Genomic DNA, 22,573 nt, shown 5'->3' on the forward strand with positions numbered 1-22,573 from the left:
GGCGGAAAACAGGGCGGAACTGTTATTTTGCCAATAGCGTAAATCGAAATCGCGCAGATAACGAATGCTTTCGAAGCGGTTTTCAAAGCGGCCATGTGTTTTGGCGCCGAATGCCTGTTGGGCGCGCAACTCTGCCTCGCCGCTGTTGTAATCACGGCTGGCCTTGAGCAGGACATATGTTTGCAAATGAGAAGGCGCTCCCACGCCGCGGCTTAATTCAAGACGAAGCCCGCTGAAGGGATTGCCTTTGTTTTCCACAAAAAGGCTCTCTGCTTCGGCGAGGAATAAGCCGTCCGCTCGCGTCACGCCGATTTCGAATTCTTGCCGCCAAAAATCCATGCCCAGAACTGCTTCGCGGCGCCAACGCCATTTCGTCGGAACGGAGGTAATTGGCCGGGGATCGCCGGAAAGAGCCGCTGTCGCCGGGTTGGCGTCGCCATTCGTCAATGCCAATGCGGATTCTAACAGAATTTGTGCGGTAACAAAATCATCGGCATTCGCAAACGTTTCGGCGTCTCGCAGGAACTCGGTAATTTGCAGATAGCTCGCAGATTGCGCTTGCTCTTTATTTTTGGTGAGCCAGCGCAAAAGACGCAGCCGGGAGGTTTCGTATGCCGAGGCTTCATTCCAAGCGGCAAGAGCAGAATCTACCGGCGCGCGCGTCGAATCGACCCATGAAGAGAGGTTTTGTGGTAAGCTGACCTCTTGCGCGAAAGCGGGGGGGCTAAACAACAGCGGGCAAAGTCCGGCTGTGAGCAAAATTATATCGAAAAGTTTTTCACCTGGGACTTTGAACATCACCGATCAAATTTATTGGACACATCTACGTTTTGAGAAAGATTCAAGGTCGGAAAAGAGCAAACCTCACTTTTTACCCAATTCAATTTGCTGCACAGCAAGCCGGTCAACGCGTTCGTTCAGCACATGGCCGGCATGTCCTGCCACTTTTTCCCACGTCACACGATGCTGGCTCACGAGCTGATCCAATTCCTGCCAGAGATCGACGTTGAGTACGGGGTCGCGCTTGCGCGGGCCACGTTTCCAGCCGTTGCGCTTCCAACCGGCCAGCCAGCCTTTGCGAAAACTATCGACAAGATACGCGCTGTCGGAGTAGATGATGACTTCGCAAGGCCGCTTCAAACCCTTAAGCGCCTCAATCACCGCGGTCAATTCCATGCGGTTGTTGGTGGTGGCGGGTACGAAACCGGCGATTTCTTTTTCATACCGGCCATGTCTCAAAATTGCGGCCCAGCCGCCGGGCCCAGGATTGCCCGAACACGCGCCATCGGTGTAGATTTCGACTTTGTCCATGAGAGATCAAACGAATTTTGCTTTGGCACAAGCAGAGGCATGCAATTTAGGCTTGATTAGAGCCGTGCAGAGAAGCGTTACTCAGCGCCTTCGTCGCCATTTCCGCGCTTTCCGACGGGGATACATTGTATTGCGCCTCCAGGATGCGGCCATTTTCATCGATCACAAAATGGCTGCGCACGACGCCGGAAAACAGCAGGCCGATCAGCGAACGGCGATTCCACGCGCCGTAGGCTTTGGCAATGCGATGGCCGGCGTCGACCAGCAGCGTGAACGGCAGATTGTATTTGGTTTTGAATTTCACATGGCTATCCAAGCCATCCGGGCTGACGCCGAGCACCACCGCGTTTTTTTCTTCGAGGTCGAGATAGTGATCGCGAAAGCCGCATGCTTGCTTGGTTCAGCCGGGGGTGTCATCTTTGGGATAGAAATAGAGAACAACGCGCCGGCCGCGAAAATCGCTGAGCTTGATTTTCATGTTGGCGTCGGTCAATGCCTCGAAATCTGGCGCGAGATCACCGGCCTTGAGTTGGCTCATGAGCGGCTCCTAAAAAAACTGGCGGATTCGCAAAGTTAAATTCGCTATCTTGAGCGCAATGTAGCACGCAAACGGCAAAACCCCAAGCTGAATTTATGAATGCCGAAAAAATGATAACGGTTATTCTCGATCCGGTGCGCCACAGCAAAGGCGTCGATCACTTTCTTTCACATTATGCGCTGGCGCGCCAACGCCCAACCCTGGCAACCTTGTGCGAGATTTTGGCGCAATTTGCAAAAATACCCTATGAAAACCTCAGCAAGATTATCAAGTTCAATCGCTATGGCGACGATCGCGCGCAGCGTCTCCGCCTGCCGGAGGAGGTGATGCAGGAACATGCGGCCTGGCGATTGGGCGGCACGTGTTTTTCACTGACGTTTTTTTTGCAAAGCATTTTGCAGCATCATGATTTTGTCTCATATATCGTCATGGGCGATATGCGCGCCGGCCGCAATTTACACTGCGCTTTGATCGTGATGCTAGATGAGATCAAGTATCTTGTCGATCCCGGTTACGTGTTGCACCGGCCGCTGGCGCTCGACCCGGCCCGGGCGCGCGTTTTTCATACCGAACATACCGGCGTGGAATTGCGTTTTGACCCGCCGGCGGAAAGCTACGATCTCTTCACCTTCAATCGCCAGGACAAGAAATGGCGTTATCGTTTTGCCGATCGCCCGACGCCGCTGCCGGAGTTTGGCGAGCATTGGCAGGCTTCATTTCACCGCAACAGCATGCACGGCTTGTGCCTTACGCGCGTCTGCGAGGCAGAATTGATTTTCATTCACAAGCAACACATGCGCATCACCTCGCTGGCCGGCAAGCGGAACATCAATCTCAAAAAAAATTATCACGCCATGATTCACGAATTTTTTGGCATCTCGCCGGAGTACGTCGAGCAGGCGTTGGGAGCATTACAGGAAAATCTGCAGCGGGAACGGGAAACCGGCAGGTTCATTCCGCATGAAAATAAACGCTACGGCTAAAACTCAAGCCAGTTGGCCATTTTCTGACTGCATTCGTCTCTGTGTAAATGGCGTTTCGCGGTGTGAGGCAGTGGCAGGAATTCTGTGGCCGGATTCGTTGTGGGCGTTGGTCAAGAAGCGGAGAGGGCTCAGGATTCTCGCTTCAATAACTCGCCCCAAGATTAGCGAGAATTCGCGTATATTCGCGGTTTTGAGGAAATGCGGAAGCTATTTAAACGATATCCCTAAACAAAAATCCCTTCTCACGGCAGCGGCAAACCGGGTTTGCCACTGCCACGCGAAGGGAGGGTAGAGAGATGAAAAGGTTTTTCAACCTTTCAGCTTATTAGACTCAATAAACGGAATGAAGTTCACAATTTTTTATAAAAATTTTTAGTCCGCGCTGGTTTTGCCGGCAGCCAGCATCTGGGAAAGGCTAATCGTCAGATCTTCTCGCGTGATGGGCGCCTTCAGGTCGATCTCAAAAAGTTGATAGCTTCCGGTGCGGTTGGAGGTGAAAAGGATCTTGCTGCCCTGCCGCTGCACGCAAGGAAAAGCATCCAGGGCGGGATGCGCAGTGAGTCGCACTGTTTTGCGCTGCTCTTTTTGGTAGTAATACAGATCGAAATTGCTGCCATTCTTTTCGAAGTAGACGATCCATTTGCCATCATCGGAGCATTGCGGGCCGCCTTTTGCGCCGCCTTCGAAAATCAAACGGTGTCCATTCGTTTCCCGGAGACCCTGCTCGTAAATCTCAAAATCGCCGTTCACATTGTTGATATAGGAAATCGTTTCGCCATTGAGCGACACAAAGGGCGAGGATTTGTCGCCAAAGCCTTGCGTAAAACGCGCGATGGAAGAATCGGTGAGATAATAAAAGAAGAGATCGCTTTGTCGCTCACCATATTTCAAGTCGCGCTTGTCGTCGCGATCGGAAACAAAAACCAACCAACCGCCTTTCGGCGAGAAAATGGGATTCCAATTATCGAACGCATTCGAGATGAGCCGTTTGACGCCGCTGCCGTCGGAGGCATTCATCAAATAGATGCTGCGCTGCTTCTCGCCCGTATTTTGCTTTTCTTTGCGGCTGCGCGTGCTGGCAAAAACGATTTGGCGCCCATCCGGCGAAAAATCCGGGGATTCATCATCGCCGGGATCATACGTCAAGCGCGTTGCCGTTGCGCCGTCCACCGGCATGCGGTAAATCTCCCAATTGCCGTCGCGATTGGATTGAAATACGATATCATTGCCTGCCAGGGAATAACGGCCCTTGAGATTGTCGCCCGGGCCGGCGGTAAGCTGGCGGGTGGCGAAAGGGATGCCCACACGCGCGGCAATTTGCGCCACGTAAGCCGTTGTGGAGGCATCATTCAACACGTCGAGATAATCGCGGTAAGCCTGCGCATGATTGCCTTTTTGATGCAATGCTTCGGCGCGGCCGAATTTGGCCCGCAGCAATGCCGGGTTATGGAGCAGCGCAGAGTCGAATTGTGCCACGGCCTCCTGAAATTGCCCAAGTCGCGTCAGCTCTTCGCCAAGTGCGGCGCGCGCCTCCGCATCGTGCGGCGCTTTGAGCACACGTTTGCGCGCCGAGGCGACATCCTCCGCTCTGACATTTGGTTTCGGTTGCACACTCACTTCGCGTGAACCGCTGCCGCAACCCACGATTAAAAGCAATACGAGCACTAGCGCTTTATTCTTCATACCAACCTGCCTCATGCAGAAAGTTATTTGTTGAGATAACGGAAGGGCATCTCCGTCCGGTGATGCCCATGACACAGCCCTATGATATACCTAAATTTCGCCGGTTTTGCGGACTGGACTTTTGCATCAAAGCAGTTGCACATTTTATAAAATCGTTTAACTTTCCGGCATGCTCAATCTCGCTTCCGCTCAAGCTCACCTAGCCCGCGTCGACCCCGTGCTGGCCGGCATCATCGCGCGCCATGGCGATTATGAGCTCTCGCTCGATCGACAATATTTTCTCTCGCTGGTTGACGCCATTCTCTCGCAACAGCTTTCCACCAAAGCGGCGGCGACGATTCGAACCCGTTTCAAGAGTTTGCTCAACGGCAGCAGCAAGGCGGCCGGCATTTTGCAATTGCAGGACGAGCAGTTTCGCGGCGCGGGCGTGTCCCGGCAAAAAATGGGATATTTGCGCGATTTGTCGGAAAAGTGGCAAGCCGGCGTGATCAATCCCCGGCGTTTTGCCCGGTTGAACGATGAAGAAATCATCGACATACTGACGCAAGTCAAAGGTATTGGCCGCTGGACGGCAGAAATGTTTTTGATTTTTTCACTCGGCCGTTTGGATGTTTTGCCGGTCGATGATCTCGGTTTTCGCAACGCCATCAAAAAGGCTTATCGCTTGCGCAAACTGCCCGAAGCGAAACGCATTCAAAAAATGGCCGAGAAATGGCGCCCCTACCGTAGTTTGGCGACGCTCTACTTATGGGAAAGTCTCGATAATCAACCGTTGTAAACCTCTCACTCTTAATTTTTGGCGAACATGGATTTTATCAGCAAGCTGATTTCACCTTTATTCTATACACTCCTGTTGAGTTTGTTTGTCGGTCTGTTTTCGACGCAAACCGATTTCGGCGGCAAGCCGCTGTTGTGGGGTTTTGTTTTATTGATGCTCGCGCGCTGGTCGGTCGAAAGCCTGCATCCGTCAGTCGAAAGCTTTCGCGCGCGCTACGGCCAAAGCGAGCATGCCCGCTGGTTGGTTTGGATTGCGGGTTTGAGCTTCTTGACCAATCTCGTTTTGCCCATTGCCGACTATCGCTATCGCCATGAATGGGCATGGACCAGCCCGTTTGCGCGTGATCCGTGGTGGAGTTGGTTCGGCCTGCTCTTTCTTGCGGCGGGCGTGGGGCTGCGCATTTGGGCGATACAAAAGCACGTCCCGCCCAAATCAGAGCCTGCCCCCTCCGCCAAGCGCAAAACCAAAAAAGAAAGCGACACTGCCCAGGAAATTGCGCTGAAGAATGAGGAAAACCGCTTCTTCAATTTTTTTGATCTTGGCGCGGTCATCGCCTATTTGGGTATTGCCCTGATCTGCAGCAGCTTGTGGGCATTGCTGTTCTGGGCGATTTTGATTTTGCCGGCCACGCTGTATCGCATGCACAAGGCGCGCCTGGCGATGGCGCAAGCTGCTGAGAAAGTAATGGCATGAGGCACTTGCACTACGACCATTTGCCATTCAGATTCGGAACGATTTCATGCCCAACCATTCCTCTAGCAATAATCCTCTGCGCGAAGGCCTGCATCTTGAGCGCATTCCCGCACCCAATGCCATGGTCATTTTTGGCGCTTCCGGCGATTTGACGAAACGTAAACTGTTGCCCGCACTTTTTAATCTGGCGTGTGATAATCTGTTGCCGCAGGAATTTGCCGTGGTGGGCTTTGCGCGGCGCGAAAAAACGCATGCGGAATTTCGCGAAGAAATGGTGCAGGCCATCGCACAATTCTCACGCAACAAGAACTACGATTCGAGTTTGCTCAGAAATTTTGCCGAGCGAATTTTTTATTACGCCTCTCCCTTTGAAAATGCCGGCGGTTACACCGGCTTGCAGCAATTGCTGGCTGAATTGGATGGCAGCCATGACACGGCCGGCAATCGTTTGTTTTATCTGGCGACCCCGCCGGATTATTACCCGGAAATCGTCCAGCAACTCGGGCAGGCCGGCATGGCAAAAAATGACGCCGGCTGGACGCGCATCATCATCGAAAAACCGTTTGGCCGCGACCTGGCCACCGCGCAAGAACTGAATCGGCAGGTCTTGCACGTGTTCGAGGAAAACCAAGTCTATCGCATCGACCATTATCTCGGCAAGGAGACGGTGCAGAATATTTTGGTTTTTCGCCTGGCCAACGGCATTTTTGAGCCGATTTGGAATCGGCACTATATTGATCATGTGCAGATCACGGTGGCGGAGAATCTCGGCGTGGAAGGCCGCGGCGGCTATTATGAAACGGCCGGCGTGATGCGCGACATGATTCAAAATCACATGCTGCAATTGCTCTCGCTGGTAGCCATGGAACCGCCCATTGCCTTTGCCGCTCATGAAGTCCGCAACGAAAAAGTAAAAGTGTTGCAGGCCATTCGCCCGATTTTGCCGGACGAGGTGGAGAAATATACCGTGCGCGCGCAATACGGCCCCGGCTCGCTGGGCGGCAAACAAGTGCCGGGTTATTTGAAAGAACCTGGCGTTGCGCCCAATTCACATCCCGAAACCTACGTAGCATTGCAGCTTTACATTGACAATTGGCGTTGGGCAGGCGTGCCGTTTTTCTTGCGCAGCGGCAAACGCTTGCCAAAACGCGCGACGGAAATCGCGATCCATTTCAAAGCCGCGCCGCATTTGTTGTTTGAAAACGGGCTGACGGATAATCTGGAGTGCAATATCCTGGCGCTGCGCATTCAACCGGATGAAGGCATCACGCTCAAGTTCAGCGCAAAATTGCCGGGCGCTGCGGTGCAATTGCGCGGCGTTAACATGGATTTCCGCTACGGCTCTTCGTTCGGCAAACAATCGCCGGAAGCTTATGAACGCTTGATCTGGGATTGCATGCTGGGCGACTCCACCTTGTTCACGCGCCGCGACGAGGTTGAAGCCTCTTGGGAATTTGTCACGCGCATCATCACCGGCTGGCAACAACGCGGCCATGAACCGTTATCGAGTTATGAAGCCGGCACGTGGGGGCCTCCGCAGGCCGATGCATTTATTGCGCCCGGCGGTCGACGGTGGCGCAGGCTTTAAGAGTGGATTCGTCAAACTCTGTTGCGGATGATGGCAAAGTTTTTAAGAAACGGCTGCAGCTCCAAACCTCTGCCATCAAATCGGATTCTTTCAGGCATCTGGCAAAATCAAGAGTAACGTTGGCAAATTTTGACGAGAGCATTTTATGTCATCACCTCATCCCGCCGACATCTTCATTCAAGGTAAAAAACTTTCAGTCGACGTCGCGGCAATTGAAAAAGAATTGACCGCGCTTTGGCAGGAAGTTGCGGTTGATCAAGACGCAGAACAAACCGCGAATGCCCAAAGCGAAAATCAACGCGCCGTGATGCGCGCCTGCACGTTGAATTTAGTGGTGATTGCATACGATGATCACACGGCCGATCGTGCCGTGAATGCGATCGCTGAATTTACCAGCCGGCATCCCTGCCGCGCGATTGTGACTATCGTTGATGCCGAGGCCGAAAAAGATGAGCTTTCCGCTTATGTTTCGGCGCATTGCCATTTGCCGGTGGCAGGCGCGAAGCAAGTTTGTTGCGAGCAAATCTCCGTGATCGCGCGCGGCCAGGCGGTGCAAGAAGTGCCAGGTACGGTATTGCCGCTGCTCATCGGCGATCTGCCCGTGGTTTTGTGGTGGCGGCATGGATTACCGCAAGATTCTGCAATTTTTGAGCGCCTGCTCGGCGCGAGTGATCATTTGATTTTCGACTCTGCTACCGGCCAGGACCTGGGCGTCACTTTTGCAACTGCAAATGCGCTGCATGCCAATTGGAAATTCGGCTTTGTCATCGACCTGAATTGGCTTCGCCTCACGGGCTGGCGTGAGATGATTTCGCAATTTTTTGAATTGCCCGATTTGGCCGCGTCGGTGCGTGGCATCACGCATGTAATCCTCGCAATGGCGCGCACGACGGAGGAACTCGAACTATCGCAGCCTGCGTTGCTGATCGGTTGGTTAGCGGCGCAATTAAATTGGAGGCTCAACGAGCCTTTTGCGGCGACCGAGAACGGCCTGCGCGCTTTGTGGCAAGCCGAGAACGGCGAGATTACAACGGAAATCCTCACCGAAGAATTGCCGGAGCCGGGTTTGGCCCGCGTAAGCCTCATCATCCAGCACAATCAACAACAAACTGAATTTTTGATTGCCTGCATACCCGGTGAAAACGGCGCAACGTTGCAAGCAACAATCTCCGGGTTTGGCCAGCGCGTGCAAGAAGCGCCGGCGCACGTGCGGCCCTTCAATGAAAATTCTCTGGCAGCTTTGATGGCGCGTGCGCTCGATCGCAATCAACGCGACGAAATTTACGAGAAAGCCTTGCGCAAAGCGACGCAGTTGCTGTAAAGCCGGCGCGCTTTCGCAGGGCCGCGCTGGCAGGATGAATCGTTGGTCCCATGAGTCTTGAACACAAAATTCATATTCTGGATGATGTTGCAACCGTTGCGCAGCGTGCCGCAGCAGAGTTTGCGGCATTGTCTGCCGAGGCGATACGCCAACGCGGACGGTTCAGCGTTGCACTGGCAGGCGGCTCCACGCCGAAACAAATGTATCGCCTGCTGGCCATTGCGCCGTTGTCCGAAAAAATCAACTGGCAACATATTCATTTGTTTTGGGGAGATGAACGATGCGTGCCGCCCGAGCATGGCGACAGCAATTATCGCATGGTGCATGAAGCATTGATACAAAAAATCGCGTTGCCGGCGGCGAATATTCACCGCATGCCGGCAGAATACCGCGATTTAAACGCTGCGGCCGGCAGTTATGCCAATGAATTGCGCATATTTTTTAAAAGCGACTCTGCAGCAATGCCGCGTTTTGATTTGATTCTGCTTGGCATGGGCGCAGACGGACACACCGCTTCCTTGTTTCCTGAAACCGCCGCGCTTGCGGAAAGGCAGCGCTGGGTGGTCGCAAATGAGGTTCCACAATTGCAGACACACCGTTTGACGCTGACGTTTCCTGTGATCAATGCCGCCGCGCAGGTGTGGTTTTTGGCGACCGGCGCAGAAAAGGCAGAAATGGTCGCGCTCGCGGTGCAGCAAAAAAGATCATCGCGAAAAATTCCTGCGCAACTCGTGCAACCGGATCCTGGCGCGTTGACCTGGTTTTTGGACGCTGCCGCGGCAGCACAATTACGCTGGTGATTCACCGCGCTGATATTTTCTCATAGAGTCTTATTTCGCGCTATGCAATTCATTTATTCCCCCAATTATCTCGTTGATATCGGCGGGCACGTTTTCCCGATTGCAAAATATCGCATGATCTATGAACGTTTGCGGGAAGAATTTCACGTGCCGGCTTCCCAGTTTGAAAATCCCATTGCCGCCACCCGTGAACAATTATTGCGTATTCACACCCCGGCCTATCTTGCGGATTTGGAGCAGCTCAATCACACCTCGCGCACGGCCTACTCGGAATTGCCGCTGACGCACGAGATTATCGCCATGTCAACGCTGGCGGCCGGCGGCACCATTCGCGCAGCGGAGTTGGCGCTGGAACAGGGGATCGCCGTGCACATTGGCGGCGGTTTTCATCATGCGTTTGCAGATAAAGCCGAGGGGTTTTGTTATATCAATGATCTCGCCGTCGCGATTCGTGAAGTGCAGGCGCTAAAGCGAATCGTACGCGCCCTTGTCATCGATTGCGACTTGCATCAAGGCAATGGCACTGCCAAAATTTTCGAGGGCGATGAGGAAGTCTTCACGTTTTCGATTCATCAGAACGATCTTTATCCCGTCAAGCAAGCGAGTGATTTGGATATACATCTCCCGAACCATGTGCAAGACGAGGAGTATCTGGGCTATCTCGAGAAACATATTCCGCCGGTGTTGGATGATTTCAAACCGGAGTTGATCCTTTATCAAGCCGGGGCCGATCCTTATCAGCATGATCAACTGGGTGATTTAAAATTGAGCATTGCCGGCTTGCAGAAACGCGATGAATTAATCTACCGCTGGGCCAAAGAACGGGGCATGCCCGTTGCTGTGACGCTCGGCGGAGGATATGCTTATGATACCAATGACACCGTCACGATTCATGTGAACACCTGTTCGATAGCGATGAGCGTTTGGAATTCATGATATTTTCAACGCTATTCTGCAAAGACAGCCAGTGTTTGTACATTATTTTGAATTGTCAATCTTAGCTGTCGATTTGATCTGGTAGATTTTGGTCTAATGTCGTCCACGCTTTGCGGCAATTCAAGAAACTCCTTGACAAATTAAAGGCCTGGTCGTACTTTTGCAGGCGGATGATGGATAATTTTCATCCAGGTTGCTGTCTCGTGCGACAGCACGAATTGGTTCTCTCATGGCTACAGGTATCACGAATAAGGACACCAGCAAGAGCAAAATCTTAGTGGTTGACGACGTTGCCGTCAATGTGCAACTTCTGACAACCTATTTATCCTCGGTCGGTTATAATGTTATTGCCGCGCGGGACGGCCAGGAGGCGCTCGAAAAAATTCCCAACTGCTCGCCCGATTTGATCCTGCTCGATGTGATGATGCCGAAGTTCAACGGCTTCGAAGTGTGCGAGCGCATCAAGAACGACGAAGCCACGCGCATCATTCCGGTGATTATGGTAACCGCGCTGAATGAGATCGAAGACAAGATTCGCGCCACCGAGGCGGGAGCAGATGATTTCGTCAGTAAGCCGTTCAACAAACTCGAGCTGCTGACGCGCGTCAAATCGCTGCTGCGCATCAAAGAGTTGCACGATCAGCTCAACGCCAAAGTGAAGGAGTTGGAGCAAGCGAAAGAGCGTTTGCGGCAGCTTGCGATAACCGACGGCCTCACCGGCTTATACAACCATCGTTATTTGAAAGAGCATCTCGAACAAGAATTGTATCGCGCGTCGCGCCACCTCTCGGAAGTATCGGCAGTCATGATCGACATTGATCATTTCAAAAAGTATAACGATACGTATGGGCATCCGGCGGGCGATGCCCTGTTGAGCGCGGTGGCGCGCTTGTTGAAAGAAAATATTCGCAAAATCGATATCGCTGCGCGTTACGGCGGCGAAGAATTCTGCCTCGTCTTGGCGGAAACCAATAAAGCCGCAGCCGTGGTGGTGGCGGAGAAGATGCGGCGGCTCGTCGAACTTTCGCAATTTCAGCCGCAGGAATCACGGGTGAACGGCCGCGTGACCATCAGTCTCGGTGTGGCGACCTTTCCGGATGATGCCACCTCGATGAATGATCTTATTGCGATCGCCGACCGGCGGCTTTATCATGCAAAGCAGGGAGGGCGTAACCAGGTGGTCAGGGATTAGATGAACACGATGAAACGATTACGCTTGTCTCCGATGCAGTCCGACTCCAGTGGGGAATCGTCATTCCAGTCCTGTCGCATCCTTGCCATTTGCTGTTTGCCTCATGGCTGTACCGTCATTCATCCATCACGAGGATAAACGAACGTGGACTGGATGTTTTTTAAGAAAAAGACGATTTTTCGCAAGGTCTTCTTTATTACGCTCACGGTATCGTTGCTGCCGTTGATTGTTTCGTGGGTCTATTTGCTGCGCGTCGCCGCGCAGCACGGATTTGACCCGACCAGCGCGGTGGTCGCCGGTTTCTATGCCGCCACCGGCCTGGCTATTTTGCTGGCGCTGGGCGGCTCGTACTATCTCTCCCGCCGTATCAGCCGGCCTATTACCCATTTTATCAAAACCGCCACCTTGATTGCACGCGGCAATTTCAGCGAGCGTGTGTCCATTGAATCAAATGATGAAATCGGCCGGCTGGCGCAAATTTTCAATTACATGACCACGGAATTGCGCCGCCTGCGTGACATGGATTTGAACCGCCTCATCAATGAAAAAATCAAAAACGAATCGATATTAAAGAATCTTGCCGACGGCGTGATCGGCGTCGACGTCAGCGATAAGATCATGATGCTGAACTCGGTGATGGAGGGTTGGTTTGGTATTCGCGAGCGCCAATGCCTGGAAAAACCGCTGGAAAGCTGCGTCAGTAATCAAACGCTGCTGCAATTCCTGCGCAAAGTGCGCGACGAGAATAAGCCGGGATTGTGGATTTCCGAGAGTGAGATTGTCATTAAGTCGACCAAAACCTGGCGCAATATTTTTCTGCAGGCGCGCGCAGCCAAGGTCGTCAATGAAAAGAACGAAATGATCGGCATCGTGGCGATTTTGCGCGATGTCACGCGCGAGAAGGAAATCGACCGTATGAAAACCGAATTGGTTTCGATGGTCGCGCACGAGTTGCGTTCCCCGCTCACCTCGATTTCCGGGTTCAGCGAATTGCTGCTCGATCCCACCGTTAATCGCGAGCAATCGGAAGAATATGCCGCGATTATTTTGAAAGAATCCAACCGCCTCAGCGAGTTGATCAACAAGTTCCTCGATATTTCCAAGATCGAAGCTGGCAAGATTCAGGTCAAGAAAGTGCCGATGCAGATCACCGATGTGTTGGATAAAGTGCTCGACGTCAATCTGCATCAAGCCGAGAAGAAGGGCATCGTCGTCAGCGTCAAGCTCGCGCAAGACATTCCGCTGGTTTACGGCGACAAGGATATGATGGAGCAGGTAATCCTGAATCTGTTCAACAACGCGGTGAAATACAGCCCGGAAAACACTGCGATTGAGATTCGCCTGAAGGAACGTGAAAACGACGTCTTGTTTGAGATTGAAGACAACGGTTATGGCATTTCCGAAAAAGCGCTGCCGCGCATTTTTGAGAAATTCTATCGCGTCACCGACAATGACAAAGTCCGCGAAGTGACCGGCACTGGACTCGGGCTTTCATTGGTGAAAGAGATCGTCGAACTGCACAACGGCGTCATCAATGTCAAGAGCAAGGTTGGCGAAGGTTCGACGTTTTTTTTCAGCATCCCGAAATATAACGGCAAATTTCATGATATCGCCTTCGACGACGATCTGGAATCGGAAATGGCTTCTCACCATTTCTGAGATTTAGAAAAACTGCCGGCGAGAATTTTGCTCCCGCCAGTCTTTGACTCGCCATCTCTTGCGCTGCAACACAGGCCTGAAACGGAAACGCTTGCACACCGCCGTCCTCCTCTTTTGCTGTCGTTGAACATCTTGTATCGCATTGTCAGAAAACCGTGAATTGCACAGACTGAAGTGGTGAACGAAATCATGCAACCGCCTGATACGGGAACGCTGGATGATCCACTCGCGGCAAATGTGCGCGCTTCCACACAAGAGGCGGAGCAGCGCGCAAAGACCGTGCGCACAATTTTGATGATCGATGCGGACAGCGATAATCGCGACCGCACGGGCAGAGTTATTCGCAACACTAGTTATGCCTTCATCGGGGCCGGTTCCGGCGAAGAGGGTTTGGAATTGCTGCTTCGCTTTCGCCCCGAGTTGGTGTTGTTGGATTATGATCTGCCCGGCATGAATGGGGTCGAGGTTCTGCAAGAATTGGCGGGAAATCCCTATTACAAGCCGGTGAGTGAAACGCCGGTAATCATGCTCGCCTCGCACCAGATGGGTGAAGCCAATCGCACGCGTTTGTTTCAGCTCGGCCTGCGCATGTTTTTGGAAAAGCCCTTTGCCGGCCGCGAATTGCTCAACGTGATCGAGAATGTTTTTATCTTGCATGATCTGCTGCAACGCAATCGCGAGCACGAACAGCGCATCAAGCGCACGGAATACAAGTATCAGGATCTGATTGAGAACGCGAGCGATCTTATTTTCACGCTCAACGGCCGCGGCGAGTTTGTCTTCATCAATCGCCGCATTTCCGCGCTCACCGGACACTTGCGCGAAGCCTGGAAGGACCGGCCGTTGGTGGAAATGGTGATACCGGAGGATCGCGCCACGGTTGAAACGAATTTCCGCAATACTTTGAACGGCAAATCGCGCATTTTTGAAATGCGCGTGCGCTCGCAGGCGGGCAAGCTGTTGTATCTCTCGACCAACATCAATCCCATGTTCGAACGCGGCGAAGTAGTGGGTTGCGTCGGCATTGCGCGCGACGTGACGCAGCGCAAGAAACTCGAACAGGAAATCACCGATCTTAAGAATTTCAATGAAAGCATTGTGCAGAGCATCGGCTCCGGGCTGATCACGCTGGATTTGGAGCGCAAGATCACGTCGTTCAACCTGGCCGCCGAAGAAGCGTTGGGTTGGCGTGCGAGTGAGGTGATCGGCCGCTATTTTGATGAGTTGTTTCCGGCGGTGGAGGTCGATCAAATGTTGTCCGAGCCGGAATCGGATGAGGCGGGCTCGCCGTTGTTGCATCGCGAGATGGAGTTGACGCGCAAAGACAGCAAACGCATTCACATCGGCTTTACGCTTACGCCGCGGCGGGATAATCGCAATCGCCGTGTGGGTGTGATCATTTCCTTTCGCGACATTTCTCAGATCAAACAAATGCAGGCCGAGGTGCTGCGCATGGATCGCCTGGCCTCGCTGGGTGTGCTCGCCAGCGGCATCGCGCATGAAATCCGCAACCCGCTTGCCGGCATCAAAACCGTGGCGCAGACGCTGGAGGAGGATTTCGATCCGAATGACGGCAAGCGCGAGTACGTCGCGCGCATCATTCGCCAGGTCAATCGCATGGACGAGTTGTTGCGCACGTTGTTTTCCTATGCCCGGCCGAAATCGCCGATGCGCCAGTCGTGCCAATTGCAGGAAATTGTGAACGAAGTCAAGGGGTTAATGCATCAGCGCTTCGACAAGGGCAATATTCAATTCGAAGAAGTTTATGCTGATGATCTGCCGTTGATCTATGTTGACTTTCATCAAATTCAGCAGGTGTTTCTCAATCTTTTTTTGAATGCGCTCGATGCCATGCCCAACGGCGGCCGTCTTGCGCTAACGGCCCGGCCGCTGGCAAGCGCGGCGCTGCGCGCCGACGGACGCGGCACCAATTTACCGGCTCCGCCGCAAGGTTTGTATTCGGAAGTTCGCATCAGCGACACGGGCGAGGGCATTCCCAAAGAGAATTTACAGGCCATCTTTGACCCGTTTTTTACAACCAAGCCGCAAGGCTCAGGGCTGGGGCTGTCAATCGTCTATCGCATCATGGAAGAACATCACGGCGATATTCGCGTCGAGAGCGCTGTTGGTGAAGGCACGACCTTCAGCCTGTTGTTGCCGACGGCTTAATCCTTGAAATGAATCTGACCGGCAGGGAGAGGAGAAAACGCTGTGCTCGTGCAAGCCAAGCTTTTGATTGTTGAAGATAATGCGGATCTGTGCCATACGCTGGCGGATGTTTTTCGCAAAAGCGGCCACAAGGTATTGACCGCGCTCTCCGGTGCGGACGCCAAAAAGATTCTCAAGAGTGAAATCATCGACCTGGCGTTGCTCGATTTGCGCCTTCCCGATATGCTCGGCATCAAAGTGCTCGAATTCGCCAAAGAAGTCGATCCCGACATCATGGTGATCATGATGACGGCTTTGGCGAACGATCCCCGGCCTGCGGTAGAAGCCATGAAAGTGGGCGCGTTCGATTATCTCACCAAACCGTTCGAGCTGGATGAAGTCAAACTGGTGGTGGCCAAGGCGCTCGAAACCGTGAGCCTCAAACGCGAAGTCTCGCGCTTGAAACAGCAACAACGCGACAAGTTTCCAGCGACCGAGTTGTTCGGCAACAGCAGTGTGATGCAAGAAATCAAAAACATGATCAAAATCGTGAGCGAAACTCCGCGCACCTCGGTTTTGATTCAAGGCGAAAGCGGCACCGGGAAAGAACTTGTCGCCAATACGATTCATCAATGGAGCAGCCGCGGTGAGAAGCCGTTCGTGCCTATCAATTGCAGCGCGATTCCCGAGAGTCTGCTCGAATCTGAGTTGTTCGGCCACGAAAAAGGCGCATTCACCGACGCCAAGGCGCTGAAGAAAGGCATTTTCGAATTGGCAGATGCGGGCACGATCTTTCTCGATGAAATTTCGAGCATGCGCATTGCCTTGCAACCCAAATTGCTGCGGGTGCTGGAGACGCAAACGTTTCGCCGCATTGGCGGCACCGCTGACATTCAAATCGACGTGCGCGTGGTGGCCGCCTCGAATCGTGATTTGCAGGATATGGTGCGCGAAGGCTCGTTTCGCGAAGATTTGTATTATCGCCTGAAGGTGATGGTGATTGCGCTGCCGCCGCTGCGTGAGCGCAAAGAGGACATTATTCCGCTTGCCTCGCTTTTCATCGAACGGAATAATCACGAGTTTAACAAAAGCCTGGTGGGGTTGTCGCCCGAGGCGGAGGAACTGCTGCGGCTTTATCAATGGCCGGGCAATGTGCGCGAGCTGAAGAACGTCATCGAGCGCGCCGTCATTTTGTGTCAGGATAACGTGCTCAAGCCCGAGCATTTGCCGATGGAATTGCGCAACGAGAAGGGCCATTCTTTTGCTTTTGCCGGCTCTCATTTGTCGCCCGCGACCAATGTCAACGCCTCAATGTCGCTTGAGCAAATGGAGAAAATTCACATTCAAAACGTGCTGGCGCAAAACAAAGGCAATAAATCCCGCACCGCGCGCGCATTAAATATTTCCCGCTCTACGCTTCGTGAAAAAATGCGCCTTTATGAGATCCCCGGATGATCGTGGCTGAAAATTGATCAGTGCTCTGCGCACTTTTTTACCGATGTGACTCTTGCTCGCCTCGCAATGCCCTTGCCAAAGTTGTTACAATTATTTCAACACCCCGCGCGTTTCATCCATGTTTTTCTATAATTTATCTGCTTAAATATTAGCAAAGTTGAAGTGCTCAGAATACCGGTTGCATTGGTAGTGGCATTTCGTTTGCTATTGATTTTTGCGCCAAGTTTATCTGCCATAATTTTCTAATCCTGATGAATGAATTGGCGAAACGGGAATCCATAGACTAACGATCACCTCCGTTATGTATCTCGCTGCCAGTAACTACGAACACACACAACGAAACGCTAAGTCTTCGCCGGAAGGCTTTCGCTTCACCATGAATGATCATACCATCAACAAATGCATCCTCATCGTGGATGATGAAGATGATCTGACCTGGAGCATCTCCAAAACGCTGGCAAAAAACGATCAGCAGCTTGAGGTGATTTGCGTGGGGGACGGCAATGCGGCGCTTACGGTTTTGGCGCAGCGGCGTGTTGACGTGGTGGTTTCGGATATTCGCATGCCAGGCCGCAACGGTTTGGAGTTGCTCTCGGATATCCGGCGCGATCATCCCGGCGCCAAAGTTATTATCATGACTGCAGCCGGCAGCAATGATTTGCGCAAGGAGCTGGAACTGCGCGGCGCTTCGTTCTATCTAGAAAAGCCATTTGAGATTCGCTATTTGCGCCAATTGATTTATGAAGCGCTCGATCTTGCCCCGCCGTTTGCAAACCATACGCCAGACGAAAAAAAAGGCACTGCGGGTTTCACGCCCATTCATGCCGACTGAGAATCTCTCTCCATTCTTATTTCTTCTCTTCATTGTCCTCACGTTGGTATTTTCCGAGGCCCTTCTAATTCTTTGATTTGATCGTTACCAAACCGTGCAAATTTCAACGATAGGCGCCGGCAAGATTCAGGCAGTCTTGGCGTTCCAAGTTTTTGCCTGTTCTGAATCTTCCATTCCACGATTGCCGCGTAAATACCTCGCTTTCTTGGCCGGTTTGAGCAGCGCGATTTGCACGAGAATCAAGCCGTCGACGCAATTGGCAAAATCCGGGTCCACGCCGAAATCCAAAAACCTCACGCCGCCCGCCTCACAAAGCTCGGAGTATTGTTTGTAAAGAATGGGTACGGTGAAACCATAGTAGCGCAGGCTCTCTTTCAGCACTTTCAAATCCTCGGCATAGTGCCTGCCGGCAAAGCGATTGCGCAAATCGTTTTCTGCTCTCATCGGCATAACAAAAGGATTTTTGGCTTTCGCCAGGCCGCCTTGATCGCCAAACCATTTGCGATAAAAATAAACCAGCATGTTTTTGGCATCATCTGAATACGCATTGCTGATGCTCACCGGGCCGAACAAAAATTGGAGGTTGGGATGGTGCTGCAGAAATGCGCCGATGCCCTGCCAGAGATAATCCAGCGCGTTGCTTTTCCAGTAACGTTGCTGCACAAAGCTGCGGCCCAATTCGATCGCGTTGTGCAACATGGGCAGCAAACTTTCGGAGTAATCAAACAACGTGGCGGTGTAAAAGCCCGCCGGGCCGAGCTGCGCCAAAATATCCGCGCCCAGGCCCAAGCGATAGGCGCCCACAATCTCCAAATCCGCCTCGTCCCACAACACGAGATGCTGGTAATGCGGATCGAATTCGTCGTTGTCCAGTTTGCGCCCGGTGCCTTCTCCGACTTTGCGGAAGGTCAGCTCGCGCAATCGCGCGATTTCTCGCATCACTGCCGGCGCTTGGGCAGAGCGTGCGAGTAGAATTTGTTTGCCGTCGGTGGTGGCGCCCAGCAGCTTTGCGTCGGCCAGCTCCGATTTTAAAGTTTTTCGATTGACGGGGTGAGCTATGGTTTTTTCTGTGCGAAAAATGCCTTTTTGGTTTTGACCGAGGGCATAAACATGCTTCTTCAAGAGACGGATACCGGTTTTCGGTTTTATGACATTCGCGCTGAAGGATTTGGCCGGGATCGGGTCGCCGATTTTCAAAGTGATGGTTTTGCCTTTCTTGTTCAGTGTTTCACGAGCCAAAAAGAAGGTCGATAATTTTTCATGCAGCAGCGAAATGACATAAAAAAGCACGGAGTTTCGCCCTTTTACAAAGATAGGCAAAATTGGGGCCTCACATTTTCGCGCGAAATAAATTGCGCCTGCTTGCCATGCGCCATCGCGAATGCCTTCCCAGTGCAGGCGCGATACGGCTGGCGACGGAAAAATAACGACCGCCATTTCATCTTGCAGCGCCTGCGCCATCTGTGCCAGATTCTTTTTCTGGGGCTTGTGGCTTTCCAGATCATAGGGCAAAAAAAGTCCGGAAAGATTTTCGAGCGACATTAACACATCATTGGCAATGATTTTGACATCGCTGCGGATTTCACTGATGGCTTTCACGATGGCCAGGCCGTCCAGTCCGCCGAGCGGATGGTTTGCAATGCAAATGCACCGGCCTTCCGCCGTAATTTTGTGCCGATCCTTGTTCGAGATAAAATAGGAAAAATCGAGATCCTCAAAAATTTCATCGATCAGGTCAAGGCCGTAGACTTCCCGGTGTTTAAAAAAGAAGCGATTGATTTCGCCCAGGCGCAGGATCTTTTCGGCAAGCTTCATGATTGAGGCGATCAGCAAGGGGGGGGAACTCTGGAGAACATGCGGGTACTTGGCAACGACGATATCCTCGAGTTTAATCGGCGTCATGTTTAGCCTCTTGCCAAATAGACGAACGAACATCCGGAGAAACTGTTCAACTATCAAAAAATTACCGCAGCGCCCGGGCGGCTGCCGGAATTGCTGCCCTCCGCAAATCCAAGCAAGAGTGAGATGAGGAAGAAGAGAATAACAGCGGAGGTTCAAATAAAATTAAAGCGCGATTCTTTTCAAATGAGGAAGAAATGATTATTCAAACATAAAATGTCGCAGAAACCGGGACACATTGTTCACCTCCACAGCAAAGACTTCCCCGTTTTCTGAAACCCTTCTGCGATTATTTGATAATAATAGATTCCGGCTACGACTTTATTCCCAAAATCATCCCGGCCATCCCAATAAATTTTGTGGCGACCGCGGCTCTGGGTTTCCTCCACCAAAATTTTGACCGTTTGCCCGAGTTGATTGAAGATGCGCAGCGAAACCCGGCTCTCCCGCGGCAGATAATAAGTGATCGCTGTTGAAAACTGAAACGGGTTGGGATAATTCATGCCGAGGGCGAAGTTCTCAACCTTTAGGCGATGAGCAACCGCCATAACTTCGCCGGAGGGCGCGCTGTAGTTGCCGGCATCATCGACCGCCATCAGTTTATAGTAATACGTTTGGCCGTAGCTCACCTGATCGTCTTCATAGGTCGAATCAGATTTTGAAACCCAATCATGGGCTTGCAGAGTGCCGGGGCTGGTATCGCGGCAGATGATATAGCAACACAGATCCGCTTCGCGATTCGGCGTCCACTGGAGTTTGATGAAAGCCGTTTGTGCGAAAGCGCGGGAGGAAAATAAACTGAGGCAAAATATACCGGCTAAAATGGCGGGGCGTGCAAAAGAGGTGTTCATCAAGCGTTGCGATCGTTGTCCGTCCGAACAAAAATACCTGAAGCGACAGCAAAATTACGTCGCGGTCAATATAAAAATTTTTACACCAAGCGCAACGACAGGTTTTATGCCGGGACGCAACTATTTTTGCAGCAGCAACGTGTGCGTATAAACTGCATTCCCGACGGTGAGACGCGCAAAATAGACGCCGGAGGCAGCCGCTTCACCGCTGTGTGTACGGCCATCCCAACGGACTTGGTATTCTCCCGCGGGCTGCACCTTGCTCACCAAACGCGCAATTTGCTTGCCCAGCGAGTCATAGAGATCCAGATAAACCGGAGCGTAATGATCGACACGGTATGAAATGGTGGTGGAGGGATTGAAAGGATTCGGATGGTTTGTCAGGAGGTTGAATTGCAATGGATTTGCCGCTTTGCGTTCGGCAACAGCAGTGCGCGGCGATTTGATTGCTGTTGACAAATTCATGACGCCGGCGATTGCAGCCCAATCGTAAACATGCACAGTTTTGTCCGAGTGTACCGCATAGAACGAGCCGTGCGGGAGGCTTGGCAGCGCTGCCTGAGTTAACGCGACACCGTCTGTTCCGCGGGTTTCTCCGGTAAAATTGCCCAACCATTGCAGCGTTTTGCGGTCAAACACTTCAAATTCAGTTGGGCTGGCATTTTGATCGGTGATGATGAGGTAGCCTGCGCCGTTGCCCAGGTCATAGAGTGCGATGCCCTCTGGATCGATCGTGAACAAGCCCTCGCCAAAGCGTTGCACGAAGTTGCCGGCCAGATCATAAACCATCACATTGCGGGCGTCGCTTTCATCGCAAAGCAGAACGCGGTTATTAACCGCGTCAATCGCGATTGATTCCAGCCCTCCGGCAACATCAAAAAAGAAGGCGCGCTTGCCCACCAGACTTTCGCCTTGCGGGAGAATGTCATAAGCATATACCTGATCCGGCGAGGAGTCGGTTTCGGTAATCCAGGCTTGCAACTGATCGCCCTGCCAATACAACGCAACGCCGTAAGGCTCGGTTAAATCTTCGGCGCCAAAGTGTCCCAAAAATTTCTGCTCCGGCAACGAGAATATTGAAACGCGATGATTGTCGCGCTCGACGATGAATAAGACATCGATGCGCGCGCCGTTGAGCGAAACGCCATAACCCACCGCCACCCCGTTCGGATAGCCGAGTTGTCCTGCACCCGCGCCGCCGCTTCCCAAGCGTCCAATGAATTCTTTGGTGCTGGGATTGTGCATGAGAATGGTGTGATCGCTTTTGTCGGTGGTAAACAACACGCTTTCGACGGGATTGGGAGCAACCCAAATTGCTACGGAGTCGATGGTGCCGTTACCTTCCGGCGGGCTGTCTAATTCATGGAAAAGCGGCACAACCACCGTGCTTGTTCCAAATAAAAATGCTGCCAGTAGATGAGTTTTCATTTGCTAAAAATTTTGGCTTCAGGAAAGTGTGCGTGCATTTGCTCGACAGCGTGCAGCATGAAACTCGATGTGTTTTCTCTCAGCGTATAACCGTCATGCGTTTGGCCTCTGTCCAAACAAGCGCATCGCGATTACGCACTGTCATGCGGCAGAGATATGTGCCTGCCGCAACCAGCGCGCCGGCTTGATCGCGGCCATCCCAGGTCAGGGTGTGGCGTCCGGCAGGCGCAAGCGCATCTTTCAACGTTTTCACTTTCTGGCCGGATAAATTATAAATGCTGAGATTCACCCGCCCCGCTTCACCCATGTCGAACACGAGTTGTGATCCGCCTGATGTGCTTTGTCGAGAATCGTTGAGCGAGAAGGGATTCGGGAAATTTTGGTGCAGGGCGAAATTCGACGGTGGACTGAAGGCGATGGTGACATCGCCGGATTGCCCCGCCGAGGCGGCCACGCCGAATTCGAATGCGCCGAGATC

Annotated in this window: 20 protein-coding genes; 12 read left to right on the top strand and 8 right to left on the bottom strand. The window is 52.5% G+C overall.

Translation table 11 applies throughout. The features are described from left to right. The 3 genes from FBQ85_08440 to FBQ85_08450 all read right to left on the bottom strand — a co-directional run. Positions 1 to 798, bottom strand: a 798-nt coding sequence (locus FBQ85_08440; protein MDL1875183.1) for a hypothetical protein, incomplete at its 3' end; no start/stop codon positions are given. Between the two features lie 66 nt (positions 799 to 864). Beyond that, positions 865 to 1,311, bottom strand: a complete 447-nt coding sequence (rnhA, locus tag FBQ85_08445; GenBank protein ID MDL1875184.1) for a ribonuclease HI — start codon at positions 1,309 to 1,311, stop codon at positions 865 to 867. A gap of 46 nt (positions 1,312 to 1,357) precedes the next feature. Next, on the bottom strand, positions 1,358 to 1,849 hold the full coding sequence (locus tag FBQ85_08450; GenBank protein ID MDL1875185.1) for a thioredoxin-dependent thiol peroxidase: 492 nt from the start codon (positions 1,847 to 1,849) through the stop codon (positions 1,358 to 1,360). 95 nt (positions 1,850 to 1,944) lie between these two features. On the opposite strand from FBQ85_08450, the gene FBQ85_08455 reads away from it, so the two are divergent. Next, the gene (locus tag FBQ85_08455; GenBank protein MDL1875186.1) at positions 1,945 to 2,832 is read left to right on the top strand and encodes a hypothetical protein; all 888 of its coding nucleotides are present in this window, start codon (positions 1,945 to 1,947) and stop codon (positions 2,830 to 2,832) included. A gap of 372 nt (positions 2,833 to 3,204) precedes the next feature. Here FBQ85_08455 and FBQ85_08460 read toward each other — a convergent pair whose 3' ends face one another. Further along, a complete protein-coding gene (locus FBQ85_08460) occupies positions 3,205 to 4,530 on the bottom strand; it encodes a hypothetical protein (GenBank protein ID MDL1875187.1) in 1,326 nt (441 codons plus the stop codon). Between the two features lie 154 nt (positions 4,531 to 4,684). Here FBQ85_08460 and FBQ85_08465 point away from each other — a divergent pair, with 154 nt between their 5' ends. From FBQ85_08465 to FBQ85_08515, 11 genes are all read left to right on the top strand, one after another. Beyond that, positions 4,685 to 5,293 (top strand): DNA-3-methyladenine glycosylase 2 family protein, encoded by a 609-nt coding sequence (locus tag FBQ85_08465; protein MDL1875188.1) that lies wholly within the window; start codon positions 4,685 to 4,687, stop codon positions 5,291 to 5,293. A gap of 27 nt (positions 5,294 to 5,320) precedes the next feature. After that, entirely contained in the window at positions 5,321 to 5,986 is a 666-nt protein-coding gene (locus tag FBQ85_08470; protein ID MDL1875189.1) for a hypothetical protein, read from the top strand. Positions 5,987 to 6,032: 46 nt separating this feature from the next. Continuing rightward, complete coding sequence (gene zwf / locus FBQ85_08475) at positions 6,033 to 7,574, top strand: glucose-6-phosphate dehydrogenase (protein ID MDL1875190.1); 1,542 nt, start codon at positions 6,033 to 6,035, stop codon at positions 7,572 to 7,574. A 145-nt stretch (positions 7,575 to 7,719) separates the two neighbouring features. Then, on the top strand, positions 7,720 to 8,895 hold the full coding sequence (locus FBQ85_08480; protein ID MDL1875191.1) for a hypothetical protein: 1,176 nt from the start codon (positions 7,720 to 7,722) through the stop codon (positions 8,893 to 8,895). Positions 8,896 to 8,945: 50 nt separating this feature from the next. Then, the gene (gene pgl / locus FBQ85_08485; protein MDL1875192.1) at positions 8,946 to 9,695 is read left to right on the top strand and encodes a 6-phosphogluconolactonase; all 750 of its coding nucleotides are present in this window, start codon (positions 8,946 to 8,948) and stop codon (positions 9,693 to 9,695) included. Between the two features lie 42 nt (positions 9,696 to 9,737). Next, the gene (locus FBQ85_08490; protein MDL1875193.1) at positions 9,738 to 10,631 is read left to right on the top strand and encodes a histone deacetylase; all 894 of its coding nucleotides are present in this window, start codon (positions 9,738 to 9,740) and stop codon (positions 10,629 to 10,631) included. 229 nt (positions 10,632 to 10,860) lie between these two features. Continuing rightward, entirely contained in the window at positions 10,861 to 11,823 is a 963-nt protein-coding gene (locus tag FBQ85_08495; GenBank protein MDL1875194.1) for a diguanylate cyclase, read from the top strand. A gap of 144 nt (positions 11,824 to 11,967) precedes the next feature. After that, a complete protein-coding gene (locus FBQ85_08500; protein ID MDL1875195.1) occupies positions 11,968 to 13,482 on the top strand; it encodes a HAMP domain-containing protein in 1,515 nt (504 codons plus the stop codon). A gap of 189 nt (positions 13,483 to 13,671) precedes the next feature. Next, the gene (locus tag FBQ85_08505; GenBank protein MDL1875196.1) at positions 13,672 to 15,651 is read left to right on the top strand and encodes a PAS domain S-box protein; all 1,980 of its coding nucleotides are present in this window, start codon (positions 13,672 to 13,674) and stop codon (positions 15,649 to 15,651) included. Positions 15,652 to 15,699: 48 nt separating this feature from the next. Beyond that, positions 15,700 to 17,085 carry a sigma-54-dependent Fis family transcriptional regulator gene (locus FBQ85_08510; protein MDL1875197.1) on the top strand — a complete coding sequence of 462 codons (1,386 nt, stop codon included), beginning with the start codon at positions 15,700 to 15,702 and terminating at the stop codon, positions 17,083 to 17,085. A 301-nt stretch (positions 17,086 to 17,386) separates the two neighbouring features. After that, positions 17,387 to 17,917 carry a response regulator gene (locus FBQ85_08515; protein ID MDL1875198.1) on the top strand — a complete coding sequence of 177 codons (531 nt, stop codon included), beginning with the start codon at positions 17,387 to 17,389 and terminating at the stop codon, positions 17,915 to 17,917. A gap of 126 nt (positions 17,918 to 18,043) precedes the next feature. On the opposite strand, the gene FBQ85_08520 is transcribed toward FBQ85_08515, so the two are convergent. The 4 genes from FBQ85_08520 to FBQ85_08535 form a co-directional block, all read right to left on the bottom strand. Continuing rightward, positions 18,044 to 19,852 carry a GNAT family N-acetyltransferase gene (locus FBQ85_08520; GenBank protein ID MDL1875199.1) on the bottom strand — a complete coding sequence of 603 codons (1,809 nt, stop codon included), beginning with the start codon at positions 19,850 to 19,852 and terminating at the stop codon, positions 18,044 to 18,046. Positions 19,853 to 20,058: 206 nt separating this feature from the next. Beyond that, complete coding sequence (locus FBQ85_08525; GenBank protein MDL1875200.1) at positions 20,059 to 20,667, bottom strand: T9SS type A sorting domain-containing protein; 609 nt, start codon at positions 20,665 to 20,667, stop codon at positions 20,059 to 20,061. Between the two features lie 120 nt (positions 20,668 to 20,787). Next, on the bottom strand, positions 20,788 to 22,095 hold the full coding sequence (locus FBQ85_08530) for a phytase (GenBank protein ID MDL1875201.1): 1,308 nt from the start codon (positions 22,093 to 22,095) through the stop codon (positions 20,788 to 20,790). 79 nt (positions 22,096 to 22,174) lie between these two features. Then, positions 22,175 to 22,573 (bottom strand): hypothetical protein (locus FBQ85_08535; protein ID MDL1875202.1); only part of this gene is annotated, 399 nt, incomplete at its 5' end.

This window comes from Cytophagia bacterium CHB2 (assembly GCA_030263535.1).
Taxonomy (GTDB): Bacteria; Zhuqueibacterota; Zhuqueibacteria; order Zhuqueibacterales; family Zhuqueibacteraceae; genus Coneutiohabitans.

Bases quoted from the DNA above. Each gene is read 5' to 3' on its own strand.
- rnhA (MDL1875184.1), bottom strand. From the start codon at position 1,311: ATGGACAAAGTCGAAATCTACACCGATGGCGCGTGTTCGGGCAATCCT.
- FBQ85_08455 (MDL1875186.1), top strand. From the start codon at position 1,945: ATGAATGCCGAAAAAATGATAACGGTTATTCTCGATCCGGTGCGCCAC.
- FBQ85_08460 (MDL1875187.1), bottom strand. From the start codon at position 4,530: ATGAGGCAGGTTGGTATGAAGAATAAAGCGCTAGTGCTCGTATTGCTT.
- FBQ85_08465 (MDL1875188.1), top strand. From the start codon at position 4,685: ATGCTCAATCTCGCTTCCGCTCAAGCTCACCTAGCCCGCGTCGACCCC.
- FBQ85_08470 (MDL1875189.1), top strand. From the start codon at position 5,321: ATGGATTTTATCAGCAAGCTGATTTCACCTTTATTCTATACACTCCTG.
- zwf (MDL1875190.1), top strand. From the start codon at position 6,033: ATGCCCAACCATTCCTCTAGCAATAATCCTCTGCGCGAAGGCCTGCAT.
- FBQ85_08480 (MDL1875191.1), top strand. From the start codon at position 7,720: ATGTCATCACCTCATCCCGCCGACATCTTCATTCAAGGTAAAAAACTT.
- pgl (MDL1875192.1), top strand. From the start codon at position 8,946: ATGAGTCTTGAACACAAAATTCATATTCTGGATGATGTTGCAACCGTT.
- FBQ85_08490 (MDL1875193.1), top strand. From the start codon at position 9,738: ATGCAATTCATTTATTCCCCCAATTATCTCGTTGATATCGGCGGGCAC.
- FBQ85_08495 (MDL1875194.1), top strand. From the start codon at position 10,861: ATGGCTACAGGTATCACGAATAAGGACACCAGCAAGAGCAAAATCTTA.
- FBQ85_08505 (MDL1875196.1), top strand. From the start codon at position 13,672: ATGCAACCGCCTGATACGGGAACGCTGGATGATCCACTCGCGGCAAAT.
- FBQ85_08515 (MDL1875198.1), top strand. From the start codon at position 17,387: ATGTATCTCGCTGCCAGTAACTACGAACACACACAACGAAACGCTAAG.
- FBQ85_08520 (MDL1875199.1), bottom strand. From the start codon at position 19,852: ATGTTCGTTCGTCTATTTGGCAAGAGGCTAAACATGACGCCGATTAAA.
- FBQ85_08525 (MDL1875200.1), bottom strand. From the start codon at position 20,667: ATGAACACCTCTTTTGCACGCCCCGCCATTTTAGCCGGTATATTTTGC.
- FBQ85_08530 (MDL1875201.1), bottom strand. From the start codon at position 22,095: ATGAAAACTCATCTACTGGCAGCATTTTTATTTGGAACAAGCACGGTG.